The following is a 13,540-nucleotide window of genomic DNA, read 5'->3' on the forward strand; positions in this document are numbered from 1 at the left end:
AAAAAGTACTAATATGTAAATATTAATAGCTATTATTTCCTAAGATTAATAGCTGTTTTTAATAACTCATCAGATGTAGTTATTGACTTTGAATTTGCCTCAAATGCTTTTTGATAAGTTAATAAATTAGTCATAGTGTCAGCATTATCTGTATTACTAACTTCTAATGAGTCTTTATGTAAAGTATTAATTTTTCCTGCATACTGTGGTTCTCCTGCTTCTAAACCACTTTTATACAAGTTATTTCCTTGAGGTTCCAAGCCTTGATCATTTCTAAAAAAAGCTGTTTGAACCTTACCTACTACAAACTTATTGTCTCCATCAGATAAATAAATAATACCCTCATCTATACTAATAGAACCAAAAGTATATTCTGAAAGATTTAAATTTGCTAACTTCATTTGTATATCATTAACCTGTAATGCTTCTTGATTTTGTAAGTTTATAGTGCTAGTTATTTCAATAAACTCAGAACCAGCTGCTTCAACAGCTGCTTTTAATGCATCTCTAGCACTTATTACAATTCCATAACCTGTACCTAAACTTTGATTTTGAATTTGATTAATAGAAGCTGCTTTATCATTTACAGCTACATCATATATAGCTATTTCTTTTGCTGGTATCATAGATTCTACAGTAACTTTTCCAATTGTAGTATCTACATAAGAATTCATACCTTGAATACTAGATATTTTATCTGCAAATAATCTCATAGTAGTATCAATATCCGTGTCAAATTGTTGTCTTACTTCTCTATTGTTAATATTAACTTTAATGAAATCGTTTTCATTATTTAATTCTGATAAATAACTACTAAAATCCAAACTTGTGATTTGATTTTGAGAAAGAGTCGCTTCCTGTGTTGATACTGATCTATATAAATCTAATTTATCTTTATAATCAGTAATTAAAGCTTCAATATCAACTACTTTTGAACTAGCTCTCTTAAAACCTTCTCCACTAATTCCACTAGTTTGGGCAGTATTTGAATAGTCACCAATTCGTGCATTTATTGTTTGAATAAAATTTTCATTACCAATATTTTCACTTGCAACAAAATTTGAATGAACTTTGCCTAACTGAATATAATCAGGATTAGTTGTTATTACTTGGGGTTCTTGTGGAATTAAACCTTGAACTTTTAGTCCATCTGGTGTTTGTAATAAGCCATCAGCCCCTAACTGAAAATTTCCAGCTCTTGAATAGTAAAGTTCATTATTTTGGGGGTCATTTACCATAAAATAACCCTTACCCTCAATACCTATGTCTAAACTATGACCTGTTGGTTTAATATCACCTTGTTGGAATCTTTTAAATACTTGCTCAATTTGGACACCACTACCAGTACCATTTTTGTACATTAAATCTTCAAATCTAACATCGTTAGCCTTATATCCAACAGTATTAGTATTTGAAGAATTATTTGATTCAGCTGTTAAAGCTTTTTCATATGTATTTAAGCCAGAATATCCATTCCAAAGTCCACCAATCATAATTTATCCTTAGAATATTTTAGTTAAATTAGAAAATGGTATGGAAGTTAATTGATCAGAGAATACTGGCGTTGTAGCTCCTGCTAACTCATATTTATGATCTGTTATTTCTTCATTATTTTTATCAAGAATAACAAGTTTTCCATCTCTTACTAAAGGAAGGCCTGGCTCTTGTAATACTATTTTATTATCAGTAACATTTCCGTCATTATCTAAAATCTCACCTTTAACATTATAATTAACTAAAGTATCAGATGATTCATCATCAGCAGCAGTTAATTTAACCCTGTCTTCATAATATAATATTTGTTGAGCTTTTACCTGCACTTGACCATCAACTGTTTCAACAGACCTTACAGTATAAGCTTTAGTTATTCCATTTTCGCCAATATTACCATCTTCTACATTTTTTCCTATAACATTAGCAGCATTTGATAATGCAGTTTGTGCATAAGAAGTCTGCAATGAAGCCATAGCTTTTACCATTTCTTGATTTGTACTAATAGTTGACATTTGCATTTGAGAAGCCAACATTTGTTTTGAATCCATAGGTTTTGTAGGATCTTGTAGCTTTAATTCTTGAATCATTAGTTTTAAAAAGTCGTCATTCGTTAATTCATCATTACTAACAGAAGAAGTATAGGCATTTCCATCAACACCTGTACTTGTATTTACTTGAACATTATCAACAGCCATAATATAACTCCTATACTAAATTTTCATCAAAGAAGTATCTAACAACATTGTCTGAATCCATTGCATCTTGAACCCTTACAGCCAACTTATCATCAATTACAATAATATCACCTGTACCAATAATTCTTTGATTTACATATATATCTCCACCAGCTCCCGCTAGCTTGTCCAATGAAATTATGTCTCCATCACCTAGTTTTAAAAACTCAGCAATAGTAATATTAGAATTCCCTAACATTACATCAACAGTAATTTCCGTATCAACTAATATATCATAATCTCTTTCACTTATTTCCATAACCAAACTTTTATAAAAAATATTATTCTATATACATTATAACATAAAATTTTGAGAAATTAAATAGCAGGCAATGTTTAATTAAATAACAGTATCTAGGGTCTCTAGCATTGAAGCAACTTTTGCTTCTATATTTCCATCAAAGTTACCCAAATCACTAGCAATTACTACTCCACCAGCAGCAACATTAGCATCTTCTCTTAATTCTATATAAGGTTCAAGTGCTAATTGATCTTTTAAAAGTTGATAATCTTTTGGATTTAAATGAATCTGAACCTTTGAAGCAGTTTTAATTTTATCAAGTAAATGAGAAATTGTTTGTTTTGCAATTTTAGCTGAATTCTCTCCAACCTCAATACTAATTATTTTTTGTGCAATTGAAATAGAAGTTTTTAAAAGCTTTGATTCCATTTGAAAAGTTGCTTGTTCAAAAAAAGCAGCATAATGCTTTAAATCTTTTATTGCTTGTACAACTTGAGTATCAATATCTCTACCTTGAACCCCACCATTTTCAATACTATTAACTTTTTGTGAAATTTGATTAATTTGTGCTGCAAGATTTCTTACTTCACTTAATACAGGATCAATATGACCATTTAATTCTCTTGTATCTAACACTGCTTGCCTTGTAGGAGCTGGTTCTTCTTGTACATTATTTGAACCATTTACAAAATTACCTAATTCGTACTTTTGAACTTCACCACTTCCATTTAAAACTTTTGCATTTGATCGAACATTATTGCTTGCCATTATTCATCCATTTCTCTATCAATGATTCCATCTTCAATCATTTTTTGTGCAACATCAAGCATCTTTCTTTGAGAAGCTTCAATATCTTTAATTTTAACTTTATTAAGCATCTCAAACTCTTCTTTAAATCTATCTCTAGCTCTTTGAGACATTGCACCTGTAATTTTCTCCATGTCTTCATCTGGAGCATTTTTCATAGCAACAGCTACATCTCCTGTATCTACATTTTGTAAAATCTTCATTACATATTCAGTTTCAAGATTTAATAAATCTTCAAATACAAACATATTTTCCTTAATTTTAGTTGCTAAAGAAGTATCTACACCATTGATATTCTTTAGAATATCTTGTGATTTTGGACCTAATCTATTTAACATATCAGCAACAACTTTTACACCACCAACATCAACAATAGAAGAAAGTAATGATTCAAGCTTTTTCTCAAGTACAACAGAAATAGTTCTTACAACATCTGGTGAAACATCTTTTATTGTTGCCATTTGCATAGTAACTTTAACTCTTACTTCTTCTTCAAGTTGCATTAAAACTTCAGCTGATTTAGGAGCATCCATATGTGATAAAATTACAGCTATCGTATGAGGTGACTCATCTTTAATAAAATCTGATAATTGTTTTGGATTAATAGCATCTAAATAAGAAAACGACTGAGAAGCTAACTGTAATCTTGATAGTTTTGCTAATACTTCATCAGCTTCACCTTTTCCAAGTGATTTATATAAAATATCTCTAGCAAAATCATAACCACCAGAACTAATAAAACCTTTTGTTCTTGTATATAAATGAAACTCTTCTAAAATAGCTAAGGATGTTTCTTTATCAATAGAGTTTATTTGAGTAATTGCAGTTGAAATATCTTCTACTGTATCTTTGGGTAAGTGTTGAAATATCTTTACAGTTGCCTCTTCTCCAATCAAAACAAAGAATCTAGCAACCTTGTCTTTCATAGACATACCTTTTAAAACTTCATGTAAGTTACTATTCGCTTCTGCCATTATTTCTTACCTTTTAAATTTGCATCACCTTCTGATAATAAAAGTTCAATCATGGATGCCATTTCAGCTGGATTATTATTTACTTCTTTATCTAGCTCTTCAACTAAAACTTCATATTTTGCAGCTGATTCTTCATCTAAGCCTTCAATATTATTTAATATCTGACTTTTGATTTTACTTTTTAATCTTCCCTTAGCTGATTCCCTATCAAATTGATCTCCATAATCTCCCAACATATCATCAACAAGATTTTCATCATCTACTTCATCTTTTTTCTTAGTAGTACCATCACCTAAGATCACAACTTCATGGTTTACAATAAATTTTTTATAGAATATAAATAATAAAACAGCTGCTATTAAGTACTGAATATACTCACTAAACTCTTTAAGTATAGTTTTAACCATAGCTAAAGTATTTAATGAAGATGTTGAAGAGTCAACTTCTATTGGATTACCATTTTCATCAAGCTGTACACCGTTTGCTGAAATTGGTTTAACTCCAATAAATTTAAAGTCTCTTACAGTAACCTTATCTCCTCTTTTACTATCATATCCAACAGTGTCCTGAACAATTGATTCAATTGAAGCTAAAAATTCTTCTTTGTTTTCAACATCATTTAATACAGTTGAATCAAAAGTAACCCCAGCTGTAATTCTATTGATTCTTGAATAGTTATTATCTTTTTGTTTTATTATCTTTTTAGAGATCTCATAATTTGTAACAGTATTTGTTCCTTCACTATTTGATTGTGAGTTCCCATTACCAGCTGCACCACCTGGAGTCTGTATATTATTATCAACTCCAGCTGCTCCACCCGCTCCACCTGCTGTACCTTGTGATGAAGATATATTTTCTATTACTTGTTGTGATCGTATAGTTCCTTCTGGATCATAAATCTCTTCTTGAATATCTTGCATAATAAAATCAAGTGAAACTGAAACTTTTGCAACAACTCTACCATGTCCCACAAAAGGTTCTAATAATTCAACTATCTTTTTTTCATAATCATCTTCAATTTTCTTTTTATATTTTGATTGTGAATATGACTTTTGCGTAGCCATATCATCTTTAGATTTCTGAAGTAAACTTCCATCTTGATCAATTAACTTGATATTATCATGAGTTAAATCAGGAACGGCTGATGCTATAAAGTTTTTGATACCATCAATTTGCTTTTGAGTTAAAAAAACACCAGGCTTTAAAGATAAAACTGCTGATGCAGTTGGAAGTGTTTTTCTTTCTGTAAAAATAGTGTCTTTAGGAATAGCTATTTTTACACTTGCTCTTAATACACCAGTTAAAGACTCTAGTGATCTTGAAAGTTCACCTTCAAGTGCTCTTAAATACTTTACTTTATTCTCAAAATTAGTTGTACCCAATGATGACTTTTCAAAAATTTCCCATCCTACATGCTTACTAGTTGAGGCTTCACTTGTCACAAGTTTAATTTTTGCAATATTGATAAACTCTTTTGAGGTTTTTAATGTAAGATTATTACCTGAACCAATAACACTAAAAGCAATTCCTGAAGCCTCAAGCTCATCACTAGCTAACATCACTTGTGATTTTGTTAAATTTGAAGCAATTGTATAGTTTAGTTTTTTATCTTCAGCTTTAATATTTGAATAAACCAATAGACCAATCAATAATATAAATAAAAGAGAAAATCCCCCAATAATAACTGCTCTTTGAGCAGCATTTAAATTATTTATAAATTTTAGAAGTTGATCCATATATTATTTATCCTGATTAATTTTTAGCTGATGATTCAATAACTGATCTAAATAGTCTCGAATCTTTTTTAATTGCTGCTTGCAATGCGTCAAAAATTACTTTATTTTTTGACATTTCACTCATTTGAGTATCTAAGTTTACATTATTTCCATCATTTTGTTCTTCTAAACCTTTTACTTGAACTAATCTAGGATTAGGAATATTAGAATTATGATTTATACTTGGTAAATGCTGACCACTTGTTTGAGCTAAAGCTAATCTAGGCTCTTTTTTTTGACTTGCTAGTTCATCTTCAAAAACTAATTCTTTAGTTTTATAATTTGGGGTATTTATATTAGCAAGATTACTTGATATTACTTTTTGTCTCTCACCCCTAAAGTTTAAATGTGCAAAGAGTGTGTTTGTTACGCTACTTGCTTCCATTATCTAGTATTGTTCCCTATTTTATCAATTAATTTAGAGTTTATTTCATCAATAGTTGAAATTGCCTTTTGAGATTGTTCAAACCTTCTATGAGCATCAATTAGTTCAACCATCGCTGTAACTGAATTTACATTTGATTTTTCAATTGCTCCTTGCTCTAAAAGGCCATCATTATTTTCAAACAATAAAACCTCATTTTCATCTTTAAGTTTATAAGTATTATTGCCTATTTTCTGAAGATTTGTATATGGAATTTGTGCAACACCTATATTGTTTTCAAAACCCTCTTCTAAAAGAACTGGTTCATTATCAGTATTAAGTACATTATTTCCATTTGAATCAACTATAAAACCATCAAAAACTTTAAAGGCACCATCTCTACTATAAACAATGTCTCCATTTTGATTTTGTATTTTAAAAAAGGTATCTGGTTGGTTTAATGCAAAATCTAAATTATTTCCAGTTGGAGCTATTGGTCCCATTTCGCCATTTATATATTTTGCATCAATTTTTGGAATATTATTTGTAACTTCATTAATTTTTGTTGGAACAAAGCCTTCATTTTTTGATCTTTGAAGGTAATGATTAAAAGTAGTTTCTGTTGTTCCTTCTTGTTTAAATCCATTTGTATTAACATTTGCTAAGTTATTACTTATTTGATCTAATCTATTTATTTGATTGACCATAGATGCAGCAAGAGGGTATGTTCCTTGATTCATTAAATGTCCTTACTTCCCAAACTCTTCAATTAATTTATCTAAATCTTCACCAATTAATACTTCACCTTGATCACCATGAATATGTTTTGCAACTGCAATTTCTTGTTCAGTGTAATCATCTTCAAATAAATTGTTAAGATATAATGAAAGCTTTCTAATAACAGACATAACTCTTTCAATTTTTTGTCTATTAATATCATTAAACTGCATAAGCTCCATAGCTTCAAAGATTTTCATATCTTCTTCATTCATTATAGTTTTCATAGCTTCTAAACTTTTATTTACTTCTTCAACTTTTTGAACATGTTGTTTAAAAACTTCTATATTTGGAAATTTTGCATTTAATGATTTTAATAACTTATCTTGAGAAACTAAAAAATCTTCAATATCAGAAACTTTAGTTCTAAATTCATTATTATTATCTAAACCAAGACTTAATACATCAAAAATTTGAGAAACTTTCTCTTCTGAGTCATTTGCTACTTGGTTTAATTGATTTACAACTTTTGTATCTTTTTCAGCAGGTAATGGTATCACACCTTCATTTATTTTTGTATCTGTCCAATCTTGCACAATTTTTTCTGCACTCACTTCTTCTTTCTTAGGTTCAGATTTTTGTGTTACCGCATCTACACTAGGAGCATCTTCTGTAATTCCATCGATTTGAGATAATAAATCATCTATATCGTCAGATGAAGCTTGCTCATTTGAAGTATTTAGTTCCAAGTCATCTAAAATATCATCTGTTTTCACTTCTTCATCTACTTCATCGTTTATGTCAAAATCTTTTAATAAAGCATCAATATCATCATTATCTACAGTTACATTAGGAGTTTCAATATCTTTTGTTTCTTCTATATCTTTTACTTCGGGAACAGAAGGCTCTTCTTGAACTGTTTCAATTTTTTCTTCATTTTGTGTTTGAGAAATTAATTCATCAATTTCACTTGTATCAACTACTTCAGTTGATTCTTCTGATGATTTAGATGTTTCTTCATCGGAAATGTCAAGTCCATTCATCAATGCTTCAATTTCTTCTTGACTCATACTCATAATAATGCCTTATTAACTTATTTTTTTAATACCCCATCAAGCTTCTCTTTTAAAACTTCTGCATTGAATGGTTTTACAATATAATTATTCACTCCAGCTTTTAAAGCTGTAATAACTTCACCCTTACCACCTTCTGTTGTAATCATGATAATAGGAGTCTTTTGATGAGCACCTTCTGCTCTAACTTTTTTTACTAAATCTAAACCATTCATATTAGGCATATTCCAGTCAGTTAAAATAACATCGTAGTTAGACTCACCTAATAGTTTCCAAGCTTTAACACCATCTTCAGCCTCATCAAAATCATCTTTTGCGTAACCTAACTGCATTACAACATTACCAATAATTCTCCTCATAGTAGAACTATCATCAACTATTAGAATTCTCATCATACTACCCTTTAATCTTTATTAATATTCAATTATTGAATATTATATATAATTTGTTTTAAATATCCACTTAATCTAAACTGATAAATAACTATATAGATTTATCTTTTTTTAATTGTTCTTAAAATATAATAAATATAATCTAAAACTCTCAAAGGAAATTCAATGATAAGAGGACTTTACACTGCTGCAACAGGTATGAATTCTATGCAACATCAAATTGATGTTACTTCAAACAATATTGCAAACGTAAATTCAACAGGTTTTAAACAAGATAGAGCTGAATTTCAAGATTTAATTTATGAAACTTTAAACTACACAGCAGGTCAAACTTCACAAACAACTCTAAATCCAACTGGTATTGATGTTGGTTTAGGTGTAAGAATTTCTGGTATTCAAAAAAACTTTACAGAAGGTGACTTAAAACTTACTTCAAATCCTTTAGATATAGCTATAGAAGGAAATGGTTTCTTTCAAATAACTCTGCCAAGTGGAGAGACTGCATATACAAGAAATGGTACATTTAAACTTAATGCTGAGGGAACTGTTGTAAATGGTAATGGCTACCCACTTTCACCACAAATAGTGGTACCTGATAATGTTACTAAATTAACTGTAGGGAAAGATGGAACAGTTACAGCAACAAATCCTCAAACAGAAGAAATAGTAAATTTAGGGCAAATTGAAATTGCTGATTTTATTAATCCAGCAGGATTAGCTCCTATGGGTGAGTCTTTGTTTAGAGAAACAGAAGCCTCAGGTGCAGTTTTAACAGGAAATCCAACTACAGAGCAGTTTGGTAATACTAGACAAGGTATGATTGAGTTATCAAACGTTAAACTTGTAAACGAGATGGTAGATTTAATTACAGCTCAAAGAGCATATGAAGCAAATTCTAAGGCAATTACAACTACTGATGGTATGCTTGATACTGTTAATAGGTTAAAAAGATAGGTAACTAAATAAAATATGGATTTAAATGAATTAAAAAAACTTCGAGAAGAAAAATTTTTAGCTCATAAAAGAAAAAAAAGAGAGTATTACTTAAAAAATAAAGCAAAGAAAAAAAGAGAAGTTATTGATTATGAAAATGAATTAAATGACTTAAACTTTGCAAGTAAAATAAAAGAAATTGCAAAAGTACAAAAAGCTCATGTTGATGATAGAAAAGAGCTTATAGTAGCAAAAATCAATGAATACAAAGACAAGAAAAAAGAGTATTACGAAGAGAATAAAGAAAAAAGATTAGAATACGATAAAGAATATAGAGAAAAGAAAAAAGAAGAATTAAGAGAATATAGACGTCAATATTATCAAAAGAATAAAGAGAAAATATTAGCTAGGCAAAAAGAAAAAAGAAAATATCCCAAAAAGAGTGACTAATGGCAGAAGAACAAAAAGAAGAAGAGTTAGAATTAACGCTAGAAGAGACAGACTCTTCGGGGATAATAATGCAACACAAGATGATGATAATTCAAGTAATGAGTCAAATAAAGAAGAATCATCTGATGAAGAACCAAGCTTTAAAAAGAAAAAAGATGATAATAAAATCAAAAAAATACTTTTTGGAGTAATTGGCTTTTTAGTTTTAGTACTTATAATTGGTCTTATACTTTTCTTAATGGGCTTTTTTGACCCAGAAGAAATAAAAGAAGAAATGCCTGCTAAAACATCAACACAAAAACAAATTGTTCAGCCTCAGAATGAATATAAATTTAGCTTAAAAGACGTAAATACTGATAATCTAAATAAAGAACTTTCAAGACTTACAAATAAAGATATCTTAGCTAAAAAAGAACAAGACAAAATAGAACAACAAAAGCAGATGCTAGAGAAAGAAAAAGAAGAATATAAAGAAAAACTTTCTCAACAAGAAGAAGAACTAACAAAAGAAAAAGAACTACTTCAAGCAAAAAAAGAAAAACTTGAAACTCAAAAAAATGAACTTGAACTTTTAAAAGAGCAAGCAAAGTCTTTAAAAGAAGAAATGTTAAGAGAAAAAGAAATACTTGAAGTTGAAAGAGAAAAATTAATTCTTGCTCAAATGGAAATAGAAAATACTATTAAACATGAAGAGAACAAAAAAGAACAAGAGATGTCAAAACAAACACCATCAAAGGAAATAATAACTACATCTGATGAACAAATGTACACAAATACAAATGAATCTATTGATACAAAGTTTGTAAATCTAATTAATGTGGCAAAAATAAAAGGTGAGCTATTTAAAGAGTATTTAGACAAAGTTCTAGCTATTCATAATGATGTATTATTATGTAGAGATGATTTCAATAATATTGAAGTGTATTTTGGACCATTTGACAACAATAACCAAAGAAGCGAAGTATTTAATAAGTTAAATAATAGTGATTTTTCAAATGCTTATGAAGTTGAATTAACAAGAGAAGAGTTTGATAAAAGATGTAATTATTAGTAAACTCTTATGAGTTTTCTAATATTACAAAAGCCTCTTGTACATTTATAATTTTATTTTTAATGTCCACATTTAAAATATATTTATCAAACAAATGTGGCAATAGAAAGGTTTTAGGTAATTCTTTTTTCACTAATTCATCAGATGTTTTAATCTCAAGATAATCACTTGAAGGATACCTATGAACTTCAACTACAACACCTAACTCTAATCCATTTTCAACTATCTTACAATCCATTAAATCAAACCAAAAATGTTCATTTTCTTCTAGTTTGCAGTTTTGTCTTGTTTGTTCAAAAGTTGAGTATAGTTCTTGATTAGTAAGTTTTTTTGCAAGTTCAACATCTTCATAGTTCTCAAATTGCACAAGTTCTCTATTAGAATTATACTCTTTTATAACTAGCGATGTTTTTTTATTTGTAATAAATTCTGAACCTTTTTTAAATTGTTCAGGGAAATCTGAGTCAATGAAAAGTCTTAAATGACCTTTCAGACCCACAGCTTTTCCAAGCTTAGCTACGTAAATTTTATCATTCATAGAAAACTACTTAGATACCACTTGAATTTTATAAGAAATGCCATCTTTTGCTTTGCAACCATTTGCCATAGTTTTTAAAGCATTAATCATATTCCCATTCTTACCAATTAGTTTACCAATATCAACGCTATTAGCTACAATTGTTATTTCTGCAAATGTATCATCAATCATCTCTTTATAAACCTTAATATCATTAGGTTCACTAACAATTAATTTTGCATAGTTTTCTATAAATTTAGTAATCATTACTTATCTCAATAAATTATTTAGCTGCTAATTTTTTAACTTTTTCAGATGGCTTAGCACCAACACTTAACCAATAGTTATATCTTTCTTCATCTAATTTTAATACTTTTGGCTCAGCTACTGGGTTAAAGTATCCAATTGATTCAATCCATCCTGAATCTCTTCTTTTTCTTGAGTCTGTTACAACGATTCTGTAAAATGGTTTCTTGTTTCTACCCATTCTAGTTAATCTAATTACTGTCATGTTATTTTCCTTTAATTTGTTTACTATTATAGTATTGAATTCTGAACTCCAAAAAGTTCACAGCTCAATACTATTAAGTGTGTTGTTATTTTGGTATTTTTGGCATCCCGCCAGGTCCCATTTGAGACATCATATTTTGAAGGCCTTTCATTCCACCTTTTGATGAAAGTTTTTTAGCCATTTTTGAAGCATTTTTAAATTGTTTCAAAATTTTATTTATTTGCATTTCTGTTAAACCAGAACCTTTTGCAATTCTTTTCTTTCTAGAAGCATTCATTAAACTTGGTTGCTCTCTCTCTTTTGGAGTCATTGAAGCAATTAAAGCTTTAATTCTTTTAATTTCATCAGAGTTTTCAAAATCCATATCTTTTAATGGTCCAGCCATTTGAGAAAGTCCTGGAATCATTCCAATAATAGATTTCATTGAACCTAATTTGCTCATCATAGAAAGTTGATCTAAGAAATCATTAAAGTTAAACTCACCTTTTTTAATTTTCTTAGTTACTTCTTTTGCTTTTTTCTCATCAATTACAGCAGATGTTTTTTCAGCTAAACCTTCAATATCTCCTGCACCCATTAATCTAGATACAATTCTATCAGGAATAAATACTTCAAGGTCTGGCATTTTTTCACCAATACCAACAAATCTTAATGGAATTCCTACTTGATGTGCAATAGATAAAGCAACTCCACCTTTTGTATCTCCATCATATTTAGAAAGAATTACACCATCAATTCCAATTTTCTCTTTAAATGTAGTTGCTGTTTTAGTTGCATCATGTCCTGTTAATGAATCAGCTACATAGAAAATTTCATCCACTTTAATAGAGTCTCTAACTTCTTTTAATTGAAGCATTAACTCTTCATCAATTGCAAGTCTACCAGCTGTATCTACTAATAATACATCATAATGTTCAGCTTTTGCTTTTTCTTGTGCTGCAATTGCAATTTTCACTGGATCTTTTTCATTGTCATCAAAGTAAATATCAACTTCAACCTGCTCAGCAATTTGTTTTAATTGCTCTACGGCTGCTAATCTTTGTAAGTCAGCTGCTGCTACTAAAACTTTTTTCTTTCTTTGTTTTAAATAGTTTGCTAATTTACCTGTAGTTGTAGTTTTACCTGACCCCTGAAGTCCTGTCATTAAAATCGTTGTTGGAGGAGTATTTGAGAATACAAAACCTTGGTTACCATCAGTAGTTAAAAGTTTTGTTAATTCATCTTTTAAAGCATTTAAGAAAGAGTCCTGCCCTATTCCATTTTTCTTTGTTTCTAATTCAACAGCAGTAATTAACTCTTTTGTAGTCTTATGATGTACATCAGATTTTAATAAAGATTTTCTTAGTTCTGTTACTGCTTTTTTTAATGAGGCAGCATCATCTTTATGTCTTATTTTATTAACTGCACTTCTTATTGAACCGGTTATTGAATCAAACAAAACGAAACTCCATGATTTTAAATTTTGTGGATTATACTTATTAAATACTTCAAGTAAGGTTAAAGAAGG

The 13,540-nt window shown here is 29.2% G+C and carries 17 protein-coding genes; 3 read left to right on the forward strand and 14 right to left on the reverse strand.

What is annotated here, in order from left to right; translation table 11 throughout:
* Window positions 1-32: 32 nt before the first annotated feature.
* The 10 genes from NJU99_RS12085 to NJU99_RS12130 all read right to left on the reverse strand — a co-directional run bounded on the left by NJU99_RS12085 (window position 33) and on the right by NJU99_RS12130 (window position 8,571).
* Window positions 33-1,493: a flagellar hook-basal body complex protein gene (locus tag NJU99_RS12085; protein WP_254576163.1), complete on the reverse strand. Its 1,461-nt coding sequence runs from the start codon at window positions 1,491-1,493 to the stop codon at window positions 33-35.
* A gap of 9 nt (window positions 1,494-1,502) precedes the next feature.
* On the reverse strand, window positions 1,503-2,189 hold the full coding sequence (locus NJU99_RS12090; protein WP_254576164.1) for a flagellar hook assembly protein FlgD: 687 nt from the start codon (window positions 2,187-2,189) through the stop codon (window positions 1,503-1,505).
* 10 nt (window positions 2,190-2,199) lie between these two features.
* Entirely contained in the window at window positions 2,200-2,487 is a 288-nt protein-coding gene (locus tag NJU99_RS12095) for a FliM/FliN family flagellar motor switch protein (RefSeq protein WP_254576165.1), read from the reverse strand.
* An 81-nt stretch (window positions 2,488-2,568) separates the two neighbouring features.
* On the reverse strand, window positions 2,569-3,237 hold the full coding sequence (locus NJU99_RS12100) for a FliH/SctL family protein (RefSeq protein WP_254576166.1): 669 nt from the start codon (window positions 3,235-3,237) through the stop codon (window positions 2,569-2,571).
* Window positions 3,237-4,250: a flagellar motor switch protein FliG gene (gene fliG / locus NJU99_RS12105; RefSeq protein ID WP_254576167.1), complete on the reverse strand. Its 1,014-nt coding sequence runs from the start codon at window positions 4,248-4,250 to the stop codon at window positions 3,237-3,239. Before fliG ends, NJU99_RS12100 begins: the two co-directional genes overlap by 1 nt.
* Entirely contained in the window at window positions 4,250-5,986 is a 1,737-nt protein-coding gene (gene fliF, locus NJU99_RS12110; protein WP_254576168.1) for a flagellar basal-body MS-ring/collar protein FliF, read from the reverse strand. The genes fliG and fliF overlap by 1 nt, the downstream gene beginning before the upstream one ends.
* 16 nt (window positions 5,987-6,002) lie before the next feature.
* On the reverse strand, window positions 6,003-6,410 hold the full coding sequence (gene flgB, locus NJU99_RS12115) for a flagellar basal body rod protein FlgB (RefSeq protein WP_254576169.1): 408 nt from the start codon (window positions 6,408-6,410) through the stop codon (window positions 6,003-6,005).
* The gene (locus NJU99_RS12120; protein WP_254576170.1) at window positions 6,410-7,129 is read right to left on the reverse strand and encodes a flagellar hook-basal body protein; all 720 of its coding nucleotides are present in this window, start codon (window positions 7,127-7,129) and stop codon (window positions 6,410-6,412) included. Before NJU99_RS12120 ends, flgB begins: the two co-directional genes overlap by 1 nt.
* 9 nt (window positions 7,130-7,138) lie before the next feature.
* A complete protein-coding gene (locus NJU99_RS12125; protein WP_254576171.1) occupies window positions 7,139-8,182 on the reverse strand; it encodes a hypothetical protein in 1,044 nt (347 codons plus the stop codon).
* A gap of 17 nt (window positions 8,183-8,199) precedes the next feature.
* Complete coding sequence (locus NJU99_RS12130; protein WP_254576172.1) at window positions 8,200-8,571, reverse strand: response regulator; 372 nt, start codon at window positions 8,569-8,571, stop codon at window positions 8,200-8,202.
* Window positions 8,572-8,736: 165 nt separating this feature from the next.
* Here NJU99_RS12130 and flgG point away from each other — a divergent pair, with 165 nt between their 5' ends.
* Genes flgG through NJU99_RS12145 form a run of 3 tightly spaced genes read left to right on the forward strand, consistent with a single transcriptional unit; the run spans window position 8,737 to window position 11,005 of the window.
* Entirely contained in the window at window positions 8,737-9,525 is a 789-nt protein-coding gene (flgG, locus tag NJU99_RS12135; RefSeq protein WP_254576173.1) for a flagellar basal-body rod protein FlgG, read from the forward strand.
* Window positions 9,526-9,540: 15 nt separating this feature from the next.
* The gene (locus NJU99_RS12140) at window positions 9,541-9,954 is read left to right on the forward strand and encodes a hypothetical protein (protein WP_254576174.1); all 414 of its coding nucleotides are present in this window, start codon (window positions 9,541-9,543) and stop codon (window positions 9,952-9,954) included.
* Window positions 9,947-11,005 (forward strand): hypothetical protein, encoded by a 1,059-nt coding sequence (locus tag NJU99_RS12145; RefSeq protein ID WP_254576175.1) that lies wholly within the window; start codon window positions 9,947-9,949, stop codon window positions 11,003-11,005. Before NJU99_RS12140 ends, NJU99_RS12145 begins: the two co-directional genes overlap by 8 nt.
* A 7-nt stretch (window positions 11,006-11,012) precedes the next feature.
* Here NJU99_RS12145 and rimM read toward each other — a convergent pair whose 3' ends face one another.
* From rimM to ffh, 4 genes are all read right to left on the reverse strand, one after another.
* Window positions 11,013-11,543, reverse strand: coding sequence for a ribosome maturation factor RimM (gene rimM / locus NJU99_RS12150; RefSeq protein ID WP_254576176.1), 531 nt, complete (start codon window positions 11,541-11,543; stop codon window positions 11,013-11,015).
* A 6-nt stretch (window positions 11,544-11,549) separates the two neighbouring features.
* The gene (locus NJU99_RS12155; protein ID WP_254576177.1) at window positions 11,550-11,789 is read right to left on the reverse strand and encodes a KH domain-containing protein; all 240 of its coding nucleotides are present in this window, start codon (window positions 11,787-11,789) and stop codon (window positions 11,550-11,552) included.
* Between the two features lie 16 nt (window positions 11,790-11,805).
* Complete coding sequence (gene rpsP / locus NJU99_RS12160; protein WP_254576178.1) at window positions 11,806-12,033, reverse strand: 30S ribosomal protein S16; 228 nt, start codon at window positions 12,031-12,033, stop codon at window positions 11,806-11,808.
* 85 nt (window positions 12,034-12,118) lie between these two features.
* On the reverse strand, window positions 12,119-13,471 hold the full coding sequence (gene ffh / locus NJU99_RS12165; RefSeq protein ID WP_254576179.1) for a signal recognition particle protein: 1,353 nt from the start codon (window positions 13,469-13,471) through the stop codon (window positions 12,119-12,121).
* Window positions 13,472-13,540: the final 69 nt, after the last annotated feature.

Source organism: Arcobacter roscoffensis (genome assembly GCF_024267655.1).
Lineage (GTDB): Bacteria > Campylobacterota > Campylobacteria > Campylobacterales > Arcobacteraceae > Arcobacter_B > Arcobacter_B roscoffensis.